The sequence below is a fragment of the Arthrobacter sp. Y3223166 genome, from assembly GCF_059090935.1.
This window is the reverse complement of record NZ_JBNHGE010000007.1, coordinates 62,924-83,750: the sequence shown is the minus strand read 5'-3', so window position 1 is coordinate 83,750 and position 20,827 is coordinate 62,924. Positions and strand designations below refer to the sequence as shown.

Here is a 20,827-nt window from a genome sequence, read left to right as displayed (position 1 = left end):
CCTTGCGCACATCCGGCCCGTAGCGGCCTGTGCGGGCCCGCCGTGCCCCTATTCTTTTTTCTCGTGCCTCAGACGACCGCCGCCGCCAGCCGTCCCGTCCGCCGACCCATCGGCACGGCCACCCGCGGCACCACCAGTCCCAACCGGCTGCGCCGCGCGGACCGCTGGCTGGCCGGTCCGGCCGCCGGCTGCCTCCGCCGGTCGGCGGACCCGCTCGTCATCGACTTGGGCTATGGGGCGGCGCCAACCACCGCCGTCGAACTCCACCACCGCCTGTCCCGGGTGCGCCTCGACATTGAGGTGATCGGGATCGAAATTGAGCCGGCACGCGTCGCCGTGGCCAAGGCTTTGGAGCGGCCTGGCCTGACCTTCCGGCAGGGCGGCTTCGAAATCCCGGTGGCAGGCCGGCGGCCCGCGGTGGTCCGCGCGTTCAACGTGCTGCGGCAGTACCCGGAATCCGAGTACGGCGCGGCGTGGGACACGGTGCGGGGACGGCTGGCGCCGGGCGGGCTGTTCATCGACGGCACCTGCGATGAGATCGGCCGCCGCGCCACCTGGATCGCGGTGGCGCCGGAAGGGCCGCTCTCGCTGAGCATCTCGCTGCGGTTCGGCGCCTTCTGCCGGCCCTCCGAGGTGGCCGAGCGGCTGCCCAAGGCGCTGATCCACCACAATGTTCCCGGCGAGCGGGTGCACCGCTACCTGCAGGCGCTGGACCGCGCGTGGGCAGACGCGGCTCCGCTGGCCGCGTTCGGAATCCGGCAGCGCTGGCTGGCCATGTGCCAGAGGATGCACGACGCCGGGTGGCCGCTTCTCGACGGGCCGTCGAGGTGGCGGCTGGGGGAAGTCACCGTGGCGTGGCACGCCGTCGCGCCCGCGGGGTGAGTGAGGCAGAACCTACCAGGGGTAGGCGGACCCGCCGCCCTTGACCTCGATCAGGGCGGGCTTGACGTCCGCCAGGTACACGCCGGCAGCGGCAACGGCGGCCAGCTGGAAGATCATCCACGTGCCCAGGCCGCCGGCGCCCAACGCGGCCAGGGCCCCGACCGCCGTGGAGGCGGCCAGCACGCCGACCCAGAAGCCCTTGGTCTTCTTGAATGCGGCCTGGAAGTAGTCGGCCTTGCGGCCCACGCAATCCGCCAGCGCCCATATCTCGATCACCAGGGCGACCAGCCCCAGGACCGTGTAGAGCCAGTATTGGATGTCGTAGGCGAGTAGCACGGCTTAAGCCTAACCGGTGGGGGTGCGTTTCGGCAGCCTCACACGTCCGCCGCGGCGAGTGCCTGGTCCAGGTCCGCCCAGAGGTCGGCGGGGTTCTCGATTCCCACCGACAGCCGCAGCAGGTTCTCCGGAACGCTCTCGGGTTCGTTGACATGGCGGCGGCGCCGCTCGATCAGCGATTCCACGCCGCCCAGCGAGGTGGCCGGCAGCCACAGCCTGAGCGCGTCAATGACCTTGTCCGCGGCCGCTGCCCCGCCCTTGACCTGAATGGCGATGATGGAGCCGAAGCCGTCCATCTGCGCCGCGGCGCGGGCGTGCCCCGGGTCTTCGGGCAGGCCGGGGTAGCGCACGGCCTCCACGGCCCGGTGTTGCTGCAGTTTTCGGGCGAGTTCGCCGGCAGTGGCCTGGGAGCGTTCCACCCGCAGCGCCAGAGTCCGCACGCCGCGCAGTGCCAGCCAGGTCTCGAACGGCCCGGCGATGGCGCCGCGCAGCGACCGGTGCACCAGCAGCTTCGAGCGCAGGTCCTCGTCGGACGTGACCAGGGCGCCGAGCACCACGTCCGAATGGCCGGCCAGGTACTTCGTCACCGAATGCACGACGACGTCGACCCCCGCCGCCAGCGGGCGCTGGCCCAAGGGTGTGGAGAAGGTGTTGTCCGCGACCACCAGGGCGCCGGCCGCGTGGGCGGCCCGGGCGAGCACCTCCACTTCGGCGATCTCGAGCATCGGGTTGGTCGGGCTTTCCAGCCAGAGCATGCCGGCGCCGGCCAACTGGGCCGTGACGGCGGCGGTGTCCGCGATGTCCACCGTGCGCAACTGCAGTTCCCCGCGCCCGGCCAACTGCTCGGCAATGGCCAGGCTGCCCTGGTAGCTGTGCCGCGGCATCACCAGCACCCCGCCGGGAGGGAGCAGCGACAGCGCGGCCGAAACGGCCGCGAGCCCGGACGCGAAGACCAGTCCCGGCAGGGACGCGCCTTCCAACTCGGCCAGGGTTTCTTCGAACGGATCCCAGGTCGGGTTGGAGTAGCGGCCGTAGGCGCGGTCCCCCTGCACCACTTCGCCCCGGCCGAAGAACGTGGAGGACAACACCAGCGGCGGGTTGACCGGTGCGTCGTGGTCGCGGGGCGGCCGTCCGGAGGAAACCACAACGGTGTCCGGGGCGAGTTGCCCGGCATCCTGGCGGCCGTGGGAGAAGGCGTCGGTCATGAGAGCACATTAGTACCACGGCCATCCACACGCTAACTGTGACCGTCCCGCGGGCCCCGGCGATTCCCGCTAGGCTAATCAGGTGAGTTCCGACCGCCAGCCCGCCACCGCACGCGGCCTCTTTATCGCATTCGAAGGCGGGGACGGGGCCGGAAAATCAACCCAGGCCGCCGCCGTCGAACAGCGTCTGCAGGGGATGGGCCGGACGGTGCTACGTACCCGGGAACCCGGCGGCACCCCCGTGGGGGAAAAGCTGCGCGCGCTGGTGCTCGAACACGGCCACGGCGAGATCGACGCCCGCACCGAGGCCCTGATCTTCTCCGCCTCCCGGGCCGCCCACGTGGAACAGGTCATTCGGCCGGCGCTGGAGCGCGGCGAGGTGGTGGTCTGCGATCGGTTCATCGACTCCTCGGTGGCGTACCAGGGTGCCGGCCGCGGGCTTGGACTGGCGGCGGTGCGGGAGCTCAACCTGTGGGCCACGGACGGGTTGCTGCCCGACCTGACCGTGCTGCTGGACGTTGCCCCGCAGCAGGGCCGCGAGCGGCGCACGGCCGGGGATGCCGCCGAGGACCGGCTGGAGTCAGAGGCCGACGACTTCCACTCCCGGATCCGGGACGCCTTTGTGGAACTGGCCGACGCAGCCCCGGAGAAGTACCTGGTGCTGGACGCCGCCGCCGACCGCGACGACCTGACCGTGGCGATCATGGCCCGGGTGCGGGAGCTGCTGGCATGAGCGTCTGGTCCGACCTGCCCGGCCAGGCCGCGGTAATCGAACAGCTCAGCCGGGCGGCCGCCGCCGAACGCCCCGCGCACGCCTGGCTCTTTACCGGCCCGCCCGGCTCCGGCCGCAGCAACGCCGCCAAGTCCTTCGCCGCGGCGCTGTTGTGCGACCACGCGGATCCGGCCGAACGCGGCTGCGGGGCCTGCCATGCCTGCCGCACGGTGCTGGCCGGTTCCAATGCCGATGCCACCCTGGTGGCCACCGAGAACGTGACGTTCTCCATTCAGGAGATGCGCGAACTGGTCGGCAAGGCGCAGGACAAGCCGTCCTCGGGGCGCTGGCGCGTGATCATCATCGAGGACGCGGATCGGATGACCGAGCGCACCACCAATGTGCTGCTCAAGGCCATCGAGGAACCGCCCCCGCGGACCATCTGGATCCTGTGCACGCCCAGCCCTGCGGACGTCCTGGTGACCATCCGCTCGCGCTGCCGCCCGGTCAGCCTGCGCATTCCGCCGCCCGACGACGTCGCCGCCCTCCTGGTCCGCCGGGACGGCGCGGATCCCGAGCTGGCCGGCTTCGCCGCCCGGGTTTCCCAAAGCCACATCGGCGTCGCCCGCCGCCTGGCCACCGACGCCGATGCCCGCCACCGCCGCGACACGATTGTGCGGCTGCCGCTGCGGCTGCGCGGTGTGGCCGACGCCGTCACCGCCGCAGGCGAACTCGTGGAGATCTCCAATGCCGACGCCGCGGCCGCCTCCGAACAGCGCAACGAGGCCGAGCGCGAGTCACTGCTGGTCGCGCTCGGGGCACCCGAGAAGGGCGCCATGCCGCCGGCCATCCGCAGCCAGCTCAAGCGGCTGGAGGAAGACCAGAAACGCCGCGCCAAGCGCAGTGTCAGCGACTCGCTGGACCGGGTGATGATCGACCTGAGCACGTTCTTCCGCGACGTGCTCACCCTCCAGCTGGGTACCGGCACCGAACTGGTCAACGAATACCTGCGCCAGGATCTGACCGCCTACGCGGAACGATCCACCCCCGAACAGACGTTGGGCAGGATGGACGCCATTGCCCAGGCCAGGCAGCGCCTGGGCACCAACGTTGCCCCCGTCCTGGCCATGGAAGCCATGGCCGTCAGCCTGCTCTGAGTCCCCGGACCCGCACGCAGCACTATCCAGGAGCCGCCCGCATGCCCCGCACCCGCCCCAGGCACCCCGCTTCAACGCGCCGTTCCCCAGCAGCGGTGCTGGCCGCCGTCGTCCTCCTGCTGGGCACCGGCTGTTCCGTGATCGCCCCGGAACAGGAGCGCGAGGCCGCGGACCCGGCGCAGGTCACCAACGGGGTGGCCGAAGAACTGATGCCGTACTACACGCAGGACGTCGACTGGCAGCCGTGCGAGAGCGGATTGGAGTGCGCGGACGTCGACGTGCCGCTGGACTACGCGGACCCCGGCGGCGAAAGCATCCAGATCGCCGCCATCCGCAGCGACGCCGGCGGTTCGGCGCAGGGGTCAATCCTGGTCAATCCGGGCGGGCCCGGCGGCTCCGGCTACGACCTGCTGCGCGACGGCCTCCAGACGATGTTTTCCGAGCAGCTGCGGAGCGAGTACGACCTGGTCGGCTTTGATCCGCGCGGCGTGCAACGCTCGGCGCCGGTGACCTGCCAGACCGACGCCGAACGCGACGAGTCCCGGCAGACGGAGTACGACCGCGACTCGGCCGAGGACCTCCAGCGGGCGATCGACGATGCGGCCGAGCTCGCCGCCCAGTGCGCGGAGAAGACCGGCGAGGTCCTGGGCCACGTGGACACGGTCAGCGCCGCCAAGGACATGGACATCATCCGGGCCGTCGTCGGCGACGAAAAGCTGAACTACCTGGGCTTCTCCTACGGCACGTTCCTGGGTGCCACCTACGCGGGGCTGTTCCCGGAGCGGACCGGCCGGATGGTGCTGGACGGTGCGCTGGATCCCTCGCTGAGCAACGAGCAGATCACGCTGGGCCAGGCGGCCGCCTTCGAGGACACCATCCACGCCTACGCGGAGTTCTGCCTGGAGAACGCCGGCTGCCCGATGAACGGCGGCGTGGACGACGCCGTGGCCCAGCTGCGCGACCTGATCCGCTCCGTCGAGGAGAGCCCGCTCACCGCGTCGGACGGCCGTCTGGTCCCGGTCGGCACCTTTGTCTCCGGCCTGCTGGTGCCGCTGTACGACGACGCCAGCTGGCCGATCCTCACCCAGGCGCTGGCCAGCGCGTTCCAAGGCGACCCCAGCACCGTGCTGCTGCTCGCGGACAGCAGCGCCGGCCGCGATTCCGACGGCCGCTACACCAGCAACAGCACGTTCGCCTTCATGGCGGTCAACTGCCTGGACTATCCGATGGAGACCGATCTGGCCGCCATGCGCGAGGACGCCAAGGAGCTGGAGCAGGCCTCCCCCACCCTCGGCCGCTACCTGGCCTACGGCGGGGTGAACTGCAAGAACTGGCCGTACGAGCCCACCGGTGAACGCGCCCCGATCCACGCCGAGGGGGCCGCGCCGATGCTGGTGATCGGCACCACCGGCGACCCGGCCACCCCCTACGAGTGGGCGGAATCGATGGCCGCGGACCTGGCGTCGGCCACGCTGCTGACCTACGAGGGCGAAGGCCACACGGCGTACGGGCGGGGCAACACCTGCATCCGCGATGCGGTGGACAGCTACTTCGCCGACGGCACCATGCCGGCCGAGGGCACCGCCTGCTCTTGAGCCGACGCGGGCCGGTCGTTTTGACCGGCCCGGCACGGCTCCCATATAGTTGTTCTTCGTGGATTCGGCCCGGAAACGGTCACGATCCCCGCCTCCTTAGCTCAGTCGGTAGAGCGTTTCACTCGTAATGAAAAGGTCGCCAGTTCGATTCTGGCAGGGGGCTCCATCGAAGCTCTCCGCACGGCACACAGCCGGCGGAGGGCTTTTTTGTTTCCCGGCTTCCGCCGCGTAGGCAGGGTGCGGGTCAGTGTTTCAGGCCGGCCAGCAGGCGCTCGGCATCGGCCAGGTCCGCGAGCACGACGGCGGCGCGCCGGCGCACGTTCTCGACGCCTGCTTCGTAGCCCTGGCTGCCGCCGAGCCTGACCATCGCTGCGGCCTGTGCGGCCGCCGCCAGGGAGTTGCCCGCCCTGGAAAGGCTGCGGTGGACATCTGCCAGCACGCCGCCGGGAATATCCAGTCCGTCGGTGGGATGCAGCGACTGGGCGGTCGTGCAGCAACTGCGCACTCGTGGCAGGAGGCCGGCGAGCTGGTCGGCTACCGGCAGCAGCTCGCCGTAGAGGCCGTCGTCCTCCACGCCCTCGAGGACCTGGTGGTAGCGCTCCAGGGCGCGCCGGAAGCGGTCGTGCGCGCGGCGCCAAATGCCCTTGCCGAGTTCCTTATCCTCCCGGCGGGCCTGCCGGGCGGCACCGAAGAGCGCCACCGGCCCTACAGGTACTGTCCGGGTCCGGCGTGCCGTTCGCCGCCCTGCACCGAGCCGGCGTTCTCCCCCTCGGCTCCGGTGGCCCGCCGCGGTTCACCGTCGTCGCCAATCACGACGCCGGGCGCGATCATGGTGCCGGGCGGCAGCTGGCGCATTTGCATGCGGGCCGCCATCTGCTGGTTGAGGGCCTGCTGTGCCGCGATGGCGGTCTGGATGCCGTGGAAGAGGCCCTCCAGCCAGCCGACCAGCTGCGCCTGGGCGATGCGCAGCTCGGCGTCCGACGGCGTGGAGTCGTCGGTGAACGGCAGGTTGATCCGGTGCAGTTCCTCGATCAGCTCCGGTGCCAACCCGTCCTCCAGCTCCTTGACGGACCGCTCATGGATTTCGGCCAGGCGGACCCGGGCTGCGTCGTCCAGCGGGGCGCTGCGCACTTCCTCGAGCAGTTGGCGGACCATCGTGCCGATCCGCATGACCTTCGCCGGTTCATCGACCAGGTCGGCCAGCGCCGAATTGCCGCGGCCGGGCCGCCGCGCGGCGGGACCGGGCCCCGGGCTCGGGGGCTCTCCGCCGGCCGGGCTGTGGCCGCTGGGCAGCGCGGGGAGGATGACCGGTTCTGCCGGCTGCGGCGTCTGCTCTTCGCTCATGTTTTCATCTTGCCAGAGACGGACAGCGGGCGCAGAGCATATCCGGCCCCGGTCAGCAGCAGCGTCCCTGCGGGTTGTTCTCCTGCCGGTCCGTCTTGTCCCGCCAGAACTCGCGCTCGCTCATCGGCTCCGTGCCCGGATGTGCCCGCCGGTGGTGCCGAAGATAGTCCTGGTAGGCGTGCTCGCCCATCACCCCTTGGAAGAACCAGGCGAAGCTCTGCCAGCCGCTCCGGGCGCGGGGCCAGATGACGCCGGACATCAGTGGCCCGCCTTGGCCCGACCGGTGTCGGCCGGCAGTTCGTTCCATTGCCTTTCCAGTTCCTTCTCCGGCCGGCTGGCCAGGAAGCCGGCCGGCGCGTAGATGGCGGAGACCACCGCGGGGTCCTCGTGCGAGGGTTCCCCGCCCAGCCGCCAGGACTTATAGGTGGCGATGAGGGCGGTGGCGATGACGATGATGGTCAGCACCACGAACACGATGGACAGCGTGCCCTGCACCGCGGTGTTGCGGACCACCGCCTCCATCTCCTGCACGGAGGATGCGTTTCCGAGGCTCGTCTCACCGGCTGCCAAGGCTTCGCGGTGGGCGATGTGGTTGGCCCAGTAGCCCACCTTCACATCCGAGCTGAAGATCTTCAGGATCGAGGCCCAGATGGTGATCACGGCGGCGAAGGCCAGCGGGAGCCCGATAATCCACAGATACTTGAACGCCCCGCGCTTGGCCGCGATGGCCAGGCAGACCGCGAGCGCGATGGCCGCCAGCAGCTGGTTGGCGATGCCGAAGAGCGGGAAGAACGTGTTAATGCCGCCCAGCGGATCGGTGACGCCCAGGATCAGGATGTAGCCCCAACCCGCCACCATGATGGCCGTGCAGATCCAGACGCCGGGGCGCCAGGACATGTTCTTGAACTTCGGCAGGACGTTGCCGACGGTGTCCTGCAGCATGAAGCGGGCCACGCGGGTTCCGGCGTCGACCGCGGTGAGGATGAACAGCGCCTCGAACATGATGGCGAAGTGGTACCAGAAGCCCATCATCCCGATGCCGCCGATCAGTCCCTGCATGATGTGTGCGAGGCCGACGGCGAGGGTGGGCGCGCCGCCGGTGCGCGAAACCACCGATTCCTCGCCGACGTTGCTGGCCAGGTCGGTGAGCATGTCCGGTGTCAGGTTGACGCCGGCCAGGCCAAGGCCATTGACGAAGGCGACCGCGCCTTCCACCGTGCCGCCGGTGGCCGCCGCGGAGGCGTTCATTGCGAAGTAGATACCGCGGTCGATCGAGATGGCCGCGACCAGCGCCATGATGGCCACGAAGGACTCCATCAGCATTCCGCCGTAGCCGATGAAGCGGGTCTGCCTCTCCTTCTGCACCATCTTGGGCGTGGTCCCGGAGGAGATCAGCGCATGGAATCCCGAGAGTGCGCCGCAGGCAATGGTGACGAACAGGAAGGGAAACAGCGAACCGGCCACCACGGGGGCGTCGTCGCGGCCCGCGAACTCGCTGAACGCCGGCACGTTGATTTCCGGGCGCACGAGCACGATGGCCAGCGCCAGCATCAGGATGGTGCCGATTTTCATGAAGGTGGAGAGGTAGTCGCGCGGGGCCAGCAGCAACCACACCGGCAGTACCGCCGCGATGAAGCCGTAGATGATGATGCCCCAGGCGATGGTGGTCCGGTCCAGCGTGAAGACCGCCGCGCCCCACTCGGTGTCCGCGATCATCCCGCCGCCAATGATGGCGGCGATCAGCAGCACGAAGCCGATGAGGGAGACCTCGCTGACCTTGCCCGGCCGGAGGAAACGCAGGTAGATGCCCATGAAGATGGCGATGGGGATGGTCATCGCCACCGAGAAGACACCCCAGGGCGACTCGCCCAGGGCGTTCACCACGACCAGGGCCAGGATCGCCACGATGATGATCATGATGGTCAGCGTGGCGATCAGGGCCGCGGTGCCGCCGATCACGCCGAGTTCCTCGCGGGCCATCTGGCCCAGCGAACGGCCGCCCCGGCGCATGGAGAAGAACAGCACGAGGTAGTCCTGCACCGCCCCGGCCAGGATCACGCCCACGATGATCCACAGGGTGCCCGGCAGGTAACCCATCTGCGCCGCCAGGATGGGCCCGACCAGCGGACCGGCGCCCGCGATGGCGGCGAAGTGGTGGCCGTAGAGCACGCGGCGGTCCGTCGCGACGTAGTCCTTGCCGTCCGCGTTGTACTCTGCCGGCGTCGCCCTCAGGTCGTTGGGGCGGGTGAGCTTGTTCTCGATGAACTTGGAGTAGAACCGGTAGGCGATGAAGTACGTGCAGACGGCCGCGAAGACGAACCAGATCGCGTTAATCGTTTCGCCCCGCGAAAACGCGAGGATACTCCAACTCACGGCCCCGAGCAGGGCGATGGCCACCCAGATCACGATCTTGGTCGGGGTCCACCTGTGGGCCTCGGCCTCCGCGGCCGGATCCAGCGCTACCGGCGGCAGGGTGGGATCCTGCACCAGGACGTCGGATGCGGGACCATTCCTCCCGGGTTGCCCGGGCCGGGGTCCGCTGAATTTCTCGCTCATGATGCTCCCCTCGTGGAACGCCGTCCGCTTTTACGAAGCACCGTAGCAGCGACGTCGCTTGGAGGGAACGGGAAGGCCGATTTCAGGGGGTAGTGAGCAGGATCTTGCCGGTGTGTTCGCCGGAATCGAAGTACTCGTGGGCCGCCGCCGCCTCCGACAGGGCGAACGTGCGGTGCACCTGTGGTTTGACGTCGCCGGAGACGACCAGCGGCCAGACATGCTCGGCGACCGCCCGCACGATGGCGGCTTTCTCCTCCGCGGGCCTGGCCCGGAGGGTCGTGCCGATGACCGCACCCCGTTTGGCCATCAACTGGCCGAGGTTCAGTTCGGCCTTGGCCCCGCCCAGCAGCCCGATCACCACCAGCCGCCCGGAGGTGGCGAGCGCGTCCACGTTGCGCTGCAGGTATTTGGCACCCACCACGTCCAAAATGACGTCGGCGCCCCGGCCTCCGGTGGCGTCCTTGATCCGTTCCACGAAGTCTTCCTCGCGGTAGTTGATCAGCACCTCGGCACCCAGCCCACGCGCGACATCGAGCTTTTCCCGGCTGCCGGCCGTCACGGCAGGGATCGCGCCGAAAGCGGCAACCAGCTGGACGGCCATGGTGCCGATGCCGCCGGCGCCGCCGTGGATCAGCACCGTTTCCCCGGCCTGCACGCCCGCGGCCATGAAGAGATTGGAAAAGACGGTGGCCGCCACCTCCGGCAGGGCCGCGGCCGTCACCACATCGATTCCCCGCGGGACCGGCAGCACCTGGCCCGCCGGAACCGCCACCTGCTCGGCGTAGCCGCCGCCGGCCAGGAGCGCGCATACTTCGTCGCCCACCCGAAGCCCGCCGACCCCCGGGCCGACCGCCGATACCCGGCCCGACACCTCCAGGCCGGGGATCTCGGACGCACCGGGCGGCGGCGGGTAAACGCCCAGGCGCTGCTGGACGTCGGCGCGGTTCACTCCCGCGGCGGCGACGTCGATCACCACCTCGCCCTCGGCTGGTTGCGGTGCTCCGGTCTCCCGCATGTTCAGGACCTCGGGTCCGCCTGCTCCGTCGTAGAAAACCGCCTTCATACCAGCCTTTCGCCTTGTCCGGGGCATCAAAACCCCGGTGCCTGCGCGCTTTGCCCGGGTAGACCCCTCCGTGTCAGACTACAAGGTAAGGAAGGTTGTCCGAGCGGCCGAAGGAGCTGGTCTTGAAAACCAGTAGGCGGTAACCCCGTCTCATGGGTTCAAATCCCATACCTTCCGCTTCCAGCAGGTGTCCGGGCCGTTTCGCCCGGGCACCTGCTGCATTTGGCTCCCACACCGGGCCGCGGTCCCGGTCCCGCCGGGCGGATGGTCCGGACGCCGGCCATCCGGCGTCAAGTATTCTGGCCCGGCGCTCCCCCGGTATACCCTCGGCTAGGAGTCGTTCGCACCAAAGCTTGAGGAGTCCACCCGTGCCCAGCCAGCCAGCACCCGTCCGCCGCCCCCTCAAGGCGGCCACCGCCGTCGTCCTTCTGGCGCTGCTTAGTGGCTGCGGGGGTGAAACGGAGGAACCGCCGCGGGATGAGTCCGGTGCGGTGACGGAGGCCGCCGCGGCCGGCGCCTACGCGATCAAGGTGGGCGACTGCCTGAACAATCCGGACACCGACCGCCTGACCGAGGTGGAGTTCGTCCCGTGCGACCAGGCCCACGAGCTGGAGGCGTTTGCCGCCAGCAACCTGCCGGAGGGCGATTTTCCCGGCGACAAGGAAGTGGCGGCCAAGGCCGAGGAGTTCTGCGTGGCCGAGTTCGAGGCCTTCGCCGGCATCCCCTACGACGATTCGGCACTGGAGCTGACCTACCTCAACCCGACCGAGGCCAGCTGGACCGGCGAGGAGGACCGGGAGCTGCTGTGCCTGCTCGGCGAGGAAGGCTCGAAGCCCGTCACCGGCACGCTGAAGGACGCCCGGCGCTAACGTCCCGGCCGTCGCCCCGGAGGTACCTTCCCGGTGGTAACTGCGGCTAGGTAGCTCCGGCTAGCGTCCCAAAGCTAGCTACCCGGACGTCGTCCCCAAAGCTAGCTACCCGGACGTCGCCCCGGCCTTCCTGTCAAGAGCGGGAGCCGTTCCTCGGCGAATTTAAACGTTCTTTCGCAGAAGTCTTCCACTGCTTCTGGCCCTCGGGTAACCTCCCGTTCATCCGTGCCCGCTGGACTGGGGGCGGTGCGCCCTGTGCACCGTGCAACCAGCTGTGCCGCAGCCCTTCCCTGCGGTCCGAGGAGCATTACTTCCACCTGAGAGATAGGGCCACATGGCTACTTCATCACCGAAGACCGCGCTGGCGGCGGTCCTGACGGCAGGGTTGGTGGCGGCGCCTTTCGCCGCGTTACCTGCGCACGCGGCCGACCCGGTCGAGCTGAACCTGCTGAGCATCAACGATTTCCACGGCCGGATCGACGCGAACACCGTCAAGTTCGCCGGCACCGTGGAGCAGCTCCGCGCGCAGAACCCCGAGGGGACGCTGTTCACCTCCGCCGGCGACAACATCGGCGCCTCCGTCTTCGCGTCCTCCACGCAGCAGGACCAGCCGACCATCGATGTGCTCAACGCCCTGGAATTGGCGACGACGGCGGTGGGCAACCACGAGTTCGACGGCGGCTTCGCGGACCTGACCGACCGCGTGGCGGCCGCGTCCGACTACCCGCAGCTGGGCGCCAACGTGTACCGTGCCGGCACCACGGAGCCGGCCCTGCCCGAGTACGAGCTGGTCACGGTCAACGGCGTGAGCGTCGGCGTGGTCGGAGTGGTCACGGAGGAAACCTCCTCGCTGGTGTCCCCGGGCGGGATCGCGGACCTGGAGTTCGGCGACCCGGTGGACGCCGTCAACCGGGTGGCGGCCCAGCTGACCGACGGCGAAGGCGACGAAGCCGACGTCATCATCGCGTCCTTCCACGAGGGAGCGAACACCAACACCGATCTGGGCGGCGCGGTGGGCGCCAGCGCCGTGTTCAATCGGATCGTTAACGAGACCAGCCCGGACGTGGACGTCATCTTCAACGGCCACACCCACCAGGCCTACAGCTTCGACGCCCCGGTCCCGGGTGCGGAGGGCAAGACCCGGCCCGTGGTGCAGGCAGGCTCCTACGGCGAGAACATCGGCCAGGTGCAGCTAAGCTATGACCCCGCGACGGACGAGGTCGTGGCGCACACCGGGGCCGTGGTGCCGCGGACCAAGACCGCGGACGGTGACCTGGCGGCCGCGTACCCGCGGGTGGCCGAGGTATCCTCGATCGTCCAAGCCGCACTCGAGCACGCCGCGGAGGTCGGCGCCCAGCCCGTCGGCTCTGTCACGGCCGACATCACCACTGCGTTCCTGCCCGACGGGCCGGATGCCGGCACGGAACCGGACCGCGACGACCGCGCCTCGGAATCGACGCTGGGCAACCTCGTCGCCGACTCGCTGCTGGCGTCGCTGTCTACCGCCGAACGCGGCGGCGCGGAGATCGGCGTGGTGAATCCCGGCGGCCTGCGCAACGAGCTCTACTACGCGCCCGACGGCACCGTCACCTACGCCGAGGCCAACGCGGTGCTGCCCTTCCTGAACAACCTGTGGACCACCACGCTGACCGGCGCGCAGGTCGAGGCCATGCTGGAGCAGCAGTGGCAGCGCACGGCCGCCGGCGACGTGCCGAGCCGCGCCTACCTGCAGCTTGGCCTGAGCAAGAACGTCAACTACACCTACGACCCGGCCCTGCCCGAGGGGGAACGCATCACCGGCGTCTGGGTCAACGGCGAACCGCTGGACCCGGAACGCGGCTACCGCGTGGGCACCTTCAGCTTCCTTGCCCAGGGCGGCGACAATTTCCACATCTTCAACGACGGGACCGACACCCGCGACTCGGGCCTGGTGGACCGCGACGCGTGGATCACCTACCTCCGGGGCAACAGCCCGCTCTCCCCGGACTTCGCCCGGCGCAGCGTGCAGCTCACCGGCGCGCCGGAATCCGTCAGTCCCGGCCAAAAGGTCAGCGTGCAGGTGGCCAAGCTGGACCTGACGTCGCTGGGCGCCCCGGTCACCACCGAGGTGTCGCTGGCCTACGTCGACGCCGCCGGCACCAGCACCACGCTGGGCACCTTCCCGGTGGCCGACGGCGCTGCCTCCCTTGAGTTCACCGCACCGTCCGCGCTGGACGGCGGCTACTTCACATTGACCGCGGACGCGTCCGGAACCACCTTCCGGCTGCCCACCACCCTTATCGCCGGAGACACCGGCGCCGACCATGTAGTGATCAACGAAGCCTATTTGTCCGGCGGCAGCGCCGGCGCGGCCTACCGGAACAAGTTTGTGGAGTTGTACAACCCCACGGACGCCGACATCAGCCTCGACGGCTGGTCGCTGCAGTACCGCTCGGCCACCGGCACCGGAAACCCCAGTGCCGTGGCAGAACTGTCCGGCAGCATCAAGGCCGGCGGACACTATCTGGTGCAGGCCAACTCCAACGGCAGCAACGGCGAGGACCTGCCGGAGCCTGACCTGGTGACCGGCATGGCCCCGTCCGGCACGAGAGGCACCCTGGTGCTGTCGAACCAGGCCGGTGCGGTGGCGGACCTGGGCACCGGCTCGGTCGTCGACCGCGCCAACGTGGTGGACCTGTTGGGCTACGGCACCTCGAACACCTTTGAAACCGAAGCGGCCCGGGCGCCGGACAGCAACCAGGACGTGCGGTCGCTGAACCGCGCCGAGGGAACGGACACCGACAACAACTCCGCGGACTTCAGCCTCAGCGAAGACATCACCCCGCAGGGCGCCGGCGGGGGTGACGGCGGTGGCGATCCCGTACCGCAGCCGCGGTCCGTGGCCATCGCCGACATCCAAGGCACCGGCACGCAGTCCCCGCTGGCCGGCCAGACCGTGACCACCCGGGGCGTGGTCACCGCCGCCTACGCCACGGGCGGTTTTGACGGCTACTACCTCCAGACGGAAGGCACCGGCGGCGACACCGACGCGGCAGCCCGGGCGGCGTCCGATGCCGTCTTCGTCTACTCCCCCGCCACCGTCGGCCAGGTGAAGGCCGGCGACTTCGTGGAGGTCACGGGCAAGGTCAGCGAGTTCCACGGCCTGACCGAGCTCACGGTGGCCGCCGACGGACTGAAGCAGCTCACCGAGGCGGCCGCGGCCCCGAAGGCGGCCGCCATCGGGTGGCCCGCCACCGACGACGAGCGCGAGAAGTTCGAGGGCATGCTGCTGGCTCCCCAGGGCGGCTTCACCGTCACCGACAACTACTCCCTGAACCAGTACGGTGAAATCGGCCTGGCCGCCGGAAACTCCCCGCTGGTGCAGCCGACCGCCGTCGGAACCTACGGTTCGGACGCGTTCTGGGCCGAAACCGAGAAGAACGCAGCCCTGGCCGTCACGCTGGACGACGGCTCAAGCGTCAACTACCTGGGCTCCGACGCCAACAAGGACATCCCGCTGCCTTACCTCTCCGCCGAGGATCCGGTTCGGGTGGGGTCCCCGGCCACATTCACCACCAACGTCGTGCTGGATTACCGGTTCGATCTCTGGCGTTTCCAGCCGCTGGGACACCTGACGGTGGAGAACGCGGAAAGCGTCCAGCCGGCGTCGTTCCAGAACACCCGCACTGATGCTCCGGAACAGGTCGGCGGCGTGAAACTGGCCTCCTTCAACGTGCTGAACTACTTCACCACCACCGGCGATCAGGTGGCGGGATGCGGTGCCTTCACGGACCGCGACGGCAACCCGGTCACGGCCCGGAACTGCGACGCCCGCGGCGCCTGGGACGCGGCGAACCTGGAACGCCAGCAGGACAAGATCGTGGCAGCCATCAATGCGCTGGACGCGGACATCGTGGCGCTGGAGGAGATCGAGAACTCCGCGCAGTTCGGCAAGGACCGCGACGCCGCCCTGGCCGCGCTGACCGAGGCACTGAATGTGGACCTGGGCGACACCCGCCACCACGGCAAGCATTCGGGCAAGGGGCCTCAGCACGGCGGGTGGGACTACGTCCGGTCGCCGGAGGAGCTGCCGGCGCTGGCGGATGAGGACTTCATCCGCACGGCCTTCATCTACAAGAAGGACGAGGTAAAGACGGTGCGGGAGTCGGTGATCCACAACGACACCGCAGCCTTCGCCAACGCCCGCAAGCCGCTGGCCCAGGCGTTCAAGGCCAAGAACGGCGCCTCGGATACCTTCATCGTGATTGCCAACCACTTCAAGTCCAAGGGCTCCGGCCCGAAGTCGGGCGAGAACGCCGACCACGGCCAGGGCGCCTGGAACGCCGCCCGGACCGCGCAGGCGCATTCCCTGGTGGACTTTGCGGATCGGCTGCAGGAACAGTTCCGGACCAACAAGGTGCTCCTGACCGGCGATTTCAACTCCTACGCGAAGGAGGACCCGATCAGGGTCCTGACCGACGCCGGGTACGTCGACCAGGGCGCCAAGACCGGCGAGCACAGCTACAGCTTCGGCGGCATGGTCGGTTCGCTGGACTACATCTTCGCCTCGCCCGCCGCGGACGCGAAGGTCGAGGGCGCAGACATCTGGAACATCAACTCAGTGGAGTCGATCGCGCTGGAGTACAGCCGGTACAACTACAACGCCACCGACTTCTATGCGCCGGACCCCTACCGGGCCAGCGACCACGATCCGATCATCGTGGGCCTGGACATGGGCAAGGACAAGGCAGCCGGCAGCGTCCGTTAGACAAACAAACGCGTAGGCCCTCCCCCGCCGGGGAGGGCCTACGCGCGTCCATGGCCGGGGTCAGTACCCCGGCACCCCGCTGGCGACCACGTCGGTGCCCGCCTGTGCGGGGCCGGCCAGGCTCCTGTTGTCTGCCGCGGCCAGGATGGCGCGCGCTATCCGGTCCGCATCCTGCAGCGTACGGCCGCCGGTGTCGCCCGGCGCCCCGGCCTCGGCGGCGATCGACGTGCCCCACTGGACCGAGGACAGCTGCAGTCCGATCACGTACAGGCTCCGGGCCGGATGGCCGTTTCGGTCCAGCGGACGGTAAGGCGGCAGCGTCACGTCCAGGCCCGACGAGGTCACCGGCTGTCCGTTGGGCCCGATCATCAGCCTCGGCCGGACCAGGCCGTCCTCGAGCATCCGCCGCAGCAACGGAGACCGGTTGTGGGCCACCCGGTTGGCCGGCATCATCGCCTCCACCAGGTACGCGCCGGTGTATTCGGCGCCGTCGACCCACGGCGACGTCACCCGGAACCGGCCGCTGTCCGGGTCCACCTCGTAGACCGGTTCCGGCCCGGCGAACCGGACGATGCCGGCCCGCGCCAGGGCGGCCAACTGCTCGATGCGCTGGGCCGGCGGTCCGCTCGCCAGCCCTTCGACCAGCGGTTCGAACCAGCCGCGCAGCTCGGCAAGCCACGATTCCTCCGTGATGCCGCCGTCGGCCACAATCTTCTTCAACAGCGAGCGCCCGGCGTTGAGTGCCCCGATGGCCATCTTGAGCGGATCGTCGGTACCGCGGGCGGAACCCATGGCATCGGCATCCAGATAGTCCAGCACGGCCTGCTCGTAGTCTGCCGCGGAGGCAAACTTGCGCCCGTTGAACGGCTTGGCCAGTGCCTCCACGTCCAGCAGCCGGTGCCCGGCGACCCGTTCCGACAGGTAGGCCCCCGCCCGCACCAGCAGGGTGCGGCTGCCCGGCTCCGTCTTCTCCGCCAGCAGCCGCTCCAGCCCGGCCAGCAGCTCCTCCGGCGGCACGCTCAGGCACTCCGGTTCCACCCGCGCGAGCGTGGAGTAGTAGGCCCAGTAGACGTCGCGGTGCAGCATCGGCCACAGGTCATGGTCGAAGCCGGGCTGCACGCCGGCTTCGGCATACAGGCTGGCCGCGTGCGTGGTGAAATGCCGCAGCTCCACGCCAGCCGGGATGTAGCTGTCGATCCTGGCCTTCGCCCGGTACGGCGTGCCCCGCCGGGAGCCGGCCACCAGCCGCGGTTCCTTCCCCGAAGGGACGTAGCGCAACGGCTCGGTGTCCGTCGCCGGGAGGAACCTTCCGCCGCGGCCTTCGGTGACCTGCACCATCAGGTCGAAAAAGTTCAGCCCCATGCCGCGCACCAGCACCGTGCGGCCGGGCGGGAGCCTGTCCCAGTCCACGTCGGCCGGCACCCTCGGCGGCAGGTAGTTCAGGCCGTGCCGGGCCGCTGCATCCTGCAGCTGCTGCTGCTCCGGATTCAGCGCGGCGGGAACGTGCCCCAGGGCAAGCACCACGGCGTCCGCCGCCACGGTGGCACCGTCGGCCAGCTCAAGCTGCCATTCGCCGTCGTGCTCCGAGAGACCGGTGGCCTCCGCCGAATGCACGGTGAGGGACACGTCCGCCCCGGTCCGGGCGGCCAGCTGCGCGAAGGTCCAGGTCAGGTAGCGCCCGTAGAGTGCCCGGCTGGGAAAATCGGCCGGCCCCAGCGCAGCGGCCTCCTCGCGGTCGTCCTGCGGCACCTCGGGAAAGCTGCCGGCCGCGACCGCGGAGCGCCAGGCCTCGAAGGTCATGCCCGCCACCGGATCGGGGCCCACCTGTGGGGTCCCCGGGGCCGGCACCACCGTGGGGAACAGGCAGGGGGTGTTCATCAGGAACAACCGGGACTGGCCCGGCTGCCAGACATGCCCGGCGCCGGGAGGATAGGGATCGATCAGATGGATCCGCAGCCGCGCCCCGCCGTGGGCCCGGTGGTTGGACAGCAGCCGCTCCAGCACGGAGGTGCCCCGCGGGCCGGCGCCCACGATCGCCACACGGTAACTGCCCGGATTGTCCATCCGTCTAGCCTACGGGTTGGGAACCGGCTCCCCGTGGCGGCATGCCTAGGATGGGTCCATGGCCAAGGACACCGCGCATCTGCCCCAGGACGACTTCATCTGGCTCGAGGACATCTACGGCGACAAGCCCCTGGAGTGGGCGAAGGCACAAAACCAGCGCACCGAGGCCAAGCTCGTGGACGACTCGTTCACGGCGCTGGAGGCGGGCATTCTGGAAGTCCTGGACGCGGAGGACCGGATCCCGCCCGTCATCAAGCGCGGCCCGCACTACTACAACTTCTGGCGGGACAAGGCCAATCCCCGCGGCCTGCTGCGCCGCACCAGCTGGGAGAGCTACCTGACCGATTCCCCGGACTGGGAGGTGCTGCTGGACGTCGACGCGCTGGCCGCCGCCGAGGGCGTCGACTGGGTCTATGCCGGTTCGTCCTTCCTGCGCCCGGCCGACGGCACCAGCTACCGGCGTGCCATGCTGCGGCTCTCCCCCGACGGCGGCGACGCGGTGCGGCTGCGCGAGTTCGACGTCGAGGACCGCGCCTTCGTGCCCGGCGGCTTCGACATCCCGGTGGCCAAGAGCTACGTCTCCTGGCTGGACGAGGACCGCATCCTGCTGGGCACCGACTTCGGCCCCGGCTCGCTGACCACTTCCTCCTACCCGCGTACCAGCCGCATCCTGCGCCGCGGCCAGGCTCCGGAGGCTGCCACCGAGTACTTCGACGTCCCCCAAGACCACATGCTGGCCCAGGTGGGCCACGACTCCACCCCCGGCTTTGAACGGGACGTGGCGGTGGACGTCATCGATTTCTTCAACTACCGCACCTACCTGCGGCGCGACGGCGAGTGGCTGCCCATCGACGTTCCCACCGACGTGAACGTGGATCTCCACCGCCAGTGGCTGCTGCTGCGGCCGCGGGACGACTGGGAACTGGACGGCACCGTCCACCCGGCCGGGTCCCTGCTCGCCGCCGATCTGGAGGCGTTCCTGGCCGGCGACCGTTCCCTGCAGGTCCTCTTCGCCCCCGACGCGGCAACCTCGCTGCAGTCCTGGAGCTGGACCCGGAACTACCTGCTGCTCAACCTGCTGCAGGACGTCTCGTCCCGGATCCTGGTGCTGGATCCGGCCGCGCAGTGGGCCGCCTCCGAACTCCGTGACTGCCCGCCGCTGCACGCCGTGGATGCATCCGGGGTGGACGACGACGAATCCGACGACTACTGGCTGGTGGCCACCGGCTACCTCACCCCGTCGACCCTCTCGCGCGGCACCATCGGTGGGCCGGCACTGGAAGTCAAGGCATCGCCGTCGTACTTTGACGCCTCCGCCTACGAGGTCCAGCAGCACTTCGCCACCTCCAAGGACGGCACGCAGGTCCCCTATTTCCAGGTGGGCCCCAAGGATCTTGCGTACGACGGCGGCAACCCGGTGCTGCTCTCGGGTTACGGCGGGTTCGAAGTCGCGCGTACGCCCGGCTACAGCGGCACGGTGGGACGGGCCTGGCTGGAACAGCGCAGCGAGGAGGGGCGCGGCGGCGTGTACGTGGTGGCCAACATCCGCGGCGGCGGCGAGTACGGCCCGGGCTGGCACCGGGCGGCGCTCCAAGCCAACCGGCACCGCGCCTACGAGGACTTCGCAGCGGTGGCGCAGGACCTGATGGACCGCAGGGTCACCCGCCGGGAGCGGCTGGGCTGCGCCGGCGGATCGAACGGCGGCCTGCTGGTGGGAAACATGCTGACCGGCTATCCGCACCTCTTCGGCGCGGTGTCGTGCGGGGTGCCGCTGCTGGACATGGCCCGCTACACCCGACTCTCCGCCGGTTACTCCTGGATCGCGGAGTACGGGGACCCCGAGGACCCGGCACAGTGGGAGTTCATCCGCACCTTCTCGCCCTACCACCTGCTCCAGCCGGGCACCGAGTATCCCGACACACTCATCTGGACCGCCACCTCGGACGACCGGGTGGGCCCGGTGCAGGCCCGCAAGATGGCCGCCCGGATGCAGGAACTCGGGGTCGAAAACGTCTGGTTCCACGAAGCCCTCGAGGGCGGACACGCCGGCGCCAGCGACAACAAGCAGACGGCCCGGTTGCAGGCGCTCTCGCACGCGTTCCTGTGGCGCGCGCTGACCGGCTGAGCCGTTCGCGGTTTTGCTCTTGGCCCCGGATTCTGGGTAGTCTTGTGTGGCTAGCAATAGCGTATGGAGACGTGCCAGAGCGGCCGAATGGACTTCACTGCTAATGAAGGGTCGGGGTTAAACTCGACCGGGGGTTCAAATCCCCCCGTCTCCGCGTCAACTCCCCCGGGAA

15 protein-coding genes and 3 tRNA genes are annotated in these 20,827 nt (G+C 69.6%); 10 read left to right on the top strand and 8 right to left on the bottom strand.

The features are described 5' to 3' along the window. Window positions 1-63 precede the first annotated feature (63 nt). Window positions 64-882 carry a class I SAM-dependent methyltransferase gene (locus AC5RUH_RS05740; RefSeq protein WP_494128120.1) on the top strand — a complete coding sequence of 273 codons (819 nt, stop codon included), beginning with the start codon at window positions 64-66 and terminating at the stop codon, window positions 880-882. Window positions 883-894: 12 nt separating this feature from the next. Here the strand turns inward: AC5RUH_RS05740 and AC5RUH_RS05735 are convergent, their stop codons facing one another. Together AC5RUH_RS05735 and AC5RUH_RS05730 are read right to left on the bottom strand one after the other, a co-directional pair. Further along, entirely contained in the window at window positions 895-1,218 is a 324-nt protein-coding gene (locus AC5RUH_RS05735) for a DUF2516 family protein (RefSeq protein WP_493976898.1), read from the bottom strand. A 38-nt stretch (window positions 1,219-1,256) separates the two neighbouring features. Further along, entirely contained in the window at window positions 1,257-2,423 is a 1,167-nt protein-coding gene (locus AC5RUH_RS05730; RefSeq protein WP_494128119.1) for a trans-sulfuration enzyme family protein, read from the bottom strand. A gap of 82 nt (window positions 2,424-2,505) precedes the next feature. On the opposite strand from AC5RUH_RS05730, the gene tmk reads away from it, so the two are divergent. From tmk to AC5RUH_RS05710, 4 genes are all read left to right on the top strand, one after another. Beyond that, entirely contained in the window at window positions 2,506-3,156 is a 651-nt protein-coding gene (gene tmk / locus AC5RUH_RS05725; RefSeq protein ID WP_494024321.1) for a dTMP kinase, read from the top strand. Continuing rightward, on the top strand, window positions 3,153-4,292 hold the full coding sequence (locus AC5RUH_RS05720; RefSeq protein ID WP_494024631.1) for a DNA polymerase III subunit delta': 1,140 nt from the start codon (window positions 3,153-3,155) through the stop codon (window positions 4,290-4,292). The genes tmk and AC5RUH_RS05720 overlap by 4 nt, the downstream gene beginning before the upstream one ends. Before the next feature lie 41 nt (window positions 4,293-4,333). After that, complete coding sequence (locus AC5RUH_RS05715; protein ID WP_494128118.1) at window positions 4,334-5,887, top strand: alpha/beta hydrolase; 1,554 nt, start codon at window positions 4,334-4,336, stop codon at window positions 5,885-5,887. A gap of 90 nt (window positions 5,888-5,977) precedes the next feature. Then, a tRNA-Thr gene (locus AC5RUH_RS05710) sits at window positions 5,978-6,053 on the top strand. Between the two features lie 78 nt (window positions 6,054-6,131). Here the strand turns inward: AC5RUH_RS05710 and AC5RUH_RS05705 are convergent. The 5 genes from AC5RUH_RS05705 to AC5RUH_RS05685 all read right to left on the bottom strand — a co-directional run bounded on the left by AC5RUH_RS05705 (window position 6,132) and on the right by AC5RUH_RS05685 (window position 10,850). Next, on the bottom strand, window positions 6,132-6,587 hold the full coding sequence (locus AC5RUH_RS05705) for a hypothetical protein (protein ID WP_494014750.1): 456 nt from the start codon (window positions 6,585-6,587) through the stop codon (window positions 6,132-6,134). A 5-nt stretch (window positions 6,588-6,592) separates the two neighbouring features. Further along, entirely contained in the window at window positions 6,593-7,231 is a 639-nt protein-coding gene (locus AC5RUH_RS05700; RefSeq protein WP_494024324.1) for a bacterial proteasome activator family protein, read from the bottom strand. 52 nt (window positions 7,232-7,283) lie between these two features. Next, entirely contained in the window at window positions 7,284-7,490 is a 207-nt protein-coding gene (locus AC5RUH_RS05695; protein ID WP_494128117.1) for a YbdD/YjiX family protein, read from the bottom strand. After that, a complete protein-coding gene (locus AC5RUH_RS05690; RefSeq protein WP_494024633.1) occupies window positions 7,490-9,787 on the bottom strand; it encodes a carbon starvation CstA family protein in 2,298 nt (765 codons plus the stop codon). The genes AC5RUH_RS05695 and AC5RUH_RS05690 overlap by 1 nt, the downstream gene beginning before the upstream one ends. A gap of 82 nt (window positions 9,788-9,869) precedes the next feature. Beyond that, window positions 9,870-10,850, bottom strand: a complete 981-nt coding sequence (locus tag AC5RUH_RS05685) for an NAD(P)H-quinone oxidoreductase (protein ID WP_494128116.1) — start codon at window positions 10,848-10,850, stop codon at window positions 9,870-9,872. Between the two features lie 89 nt (window positions 10,851-10,939). Here AC5RUH_RS05685 and AC5RUH_RS05680 point away from each other — a divergent pair. The 3 genes from AC5RUH_RS05680 (at window position 10,940) to AC5RUH_RS05670 (ending at window position 16,466) form a co-directional block, all read left to right on the top strand. After that, window positions 10,940-11,027 (top strand) — tRNA-Ser (locus AC5RUH_RS05680). Window positions 11,028-11,218: 191 nt separating this feature from the next. Beyond that, window positions 11,219-11,719: a septum formation family protein gene (locus tag AC5RUH_RS05675; protein ID WP_494002301.1), complete on the top strand. Its 501-nt coding sequence runs from the start codon at window positions 11,219-11,221 to the stop codon at window positions 11,717-11,719. 334 nt (window positions 11,720-12,053) lie between these two features. Further along, window positions 12,054-16,466, top strand: coding sequence for an ExeM/NucH family extracellular endonuclease (locus AC5RUH_RS05670; RefSeq protein ID WP_494128115.1), 4,413 nt, complete (start codon window positions 12,054-12,056; stop codon window positions 16,464-16,466). A gap of 60 nt (window positions 16,467-16,526) precedes the next feature. On the opposite strand, the gene AC5RUH_RS05665 is transcribed toward AC5RUH_RS05670, so the two are convergent. Next, window positions 16,527-18,530, bottom strand: a complete 2,004-nt coding sequence (locus tag AC5RUH_RS05665) for an FAD/NAD(P)-binding protein (RefSeq protein ID WP_494128114.1) — start codon at window positions 18,528-18,530, stop codon at window positions 16,527-16,529. 58 nt (window positions 18,531-18,588) lie between these two features. Here AC5RUH_RS05665 and AC5RUH_RS05660 point away from each other — a divergent pair, with 58 nt between their 5' ends. Continuing rightward, a complete protein-coding gene (locus AC5RUH_RS05660; RefSeq protein WP_494128113.1) occupies window positions 18,589-20,655 on the top strand; it encodes a prolyl oligopeptidase family serine peptidase in 2,067 nt (688 codons plus the stop codon). A gap of 65 nt (window positions 20,656-20,720) precedes the next feature. Beyond that, window positions 20,721-20,809: transfer RNA gene (locus AC5RUH_RS05655), tRNA-Ser, on the top strand. The last annotated feature ends 18 nt before the right edge of the window (window positions 20,810-20,827 follow it).

What these genes read in the sequence shown, in the direction of transcription:
- AC5RUH_RS05670 (WP_494128115.1), top strand. Translation starts at nt 12,054, where the DNA reads ATGGCTACTTCATCACCGAAGACCGCGCTGGCGGCGGTCCTGACGGCA.
- AC5RUH_RS05720 (WP_494024631.1), top strand. Translation starts at nt 3,153, where the DNA reads ATGAGCGTCTGGTCCGACCTGCCCGGCCAGGCCGCGGTAATCGAACAG.
- AC5RUH_RS05695 (WP_494128117.1), bottom strand. Translation starts at nt 7,490, where the DNA reads ATGTCCGGCGTCATCTGGCCCCGCGCCCGGAGCGGCTGGCAGAGCTTC.
- AC5RUH_RS05700 (WP_494024324.1), bottom strand. Translation starts at nt 7,231, where the DNA reads ATGAGCGAAGAGCAGACGCCGCAGCCGGCAGAACCGGTCATCCTCCCC.
- AC5RUH_RS05665 (WP_494128114.1), bottom strand. Translation starts at nt 18,530, where the DNA reads ATGGACAATCCGGGCAGTTACCGTGTGGCGATCGTGGGCGCCGGCCCG.
- AC5RUH_RS05685 (WP_494128116.1), bottom strand. Translation starts at nt 10,850, where the DNA reads ATGAAGGCGGTTTTCTACGACGGAGCAGGCGGACCCGAGGTCCTGAAC.
- AC5RUH_RS05660 (WP_494128113.1), top strand. Translation starts at nt 18,589, where the DNA reads ATGGCCAAGGACACCGCGCATCTGCCCCAGGACGACTTCATCTGGCTC.
- AC5RUH_RS05715 (WP_494128118.1), top strand. Translation starts at nt 4,334, where the DNA reads ATGCCCCGCACCCGCCCCAGGCACCCCGCTTCAACGCGCCGTTCCCCA.
- AC5RUH_RS05690 (WP_494024633.1), bottom strand. Translation starts at nt 9,787, where the DNA reads ATGAGCGAGAAATTCAGCGGACCCCGGCCCGGGCAACCCGGGAGGAAT.
- AC5RUH_RS05730 (WP_494128119.1), bottom strand. Translation starts at nt 2,423, where the DNA reads ATGACCGACGCCTTCTCCCACGGCCGCCAGGATGCCGGGCAACTCGCC.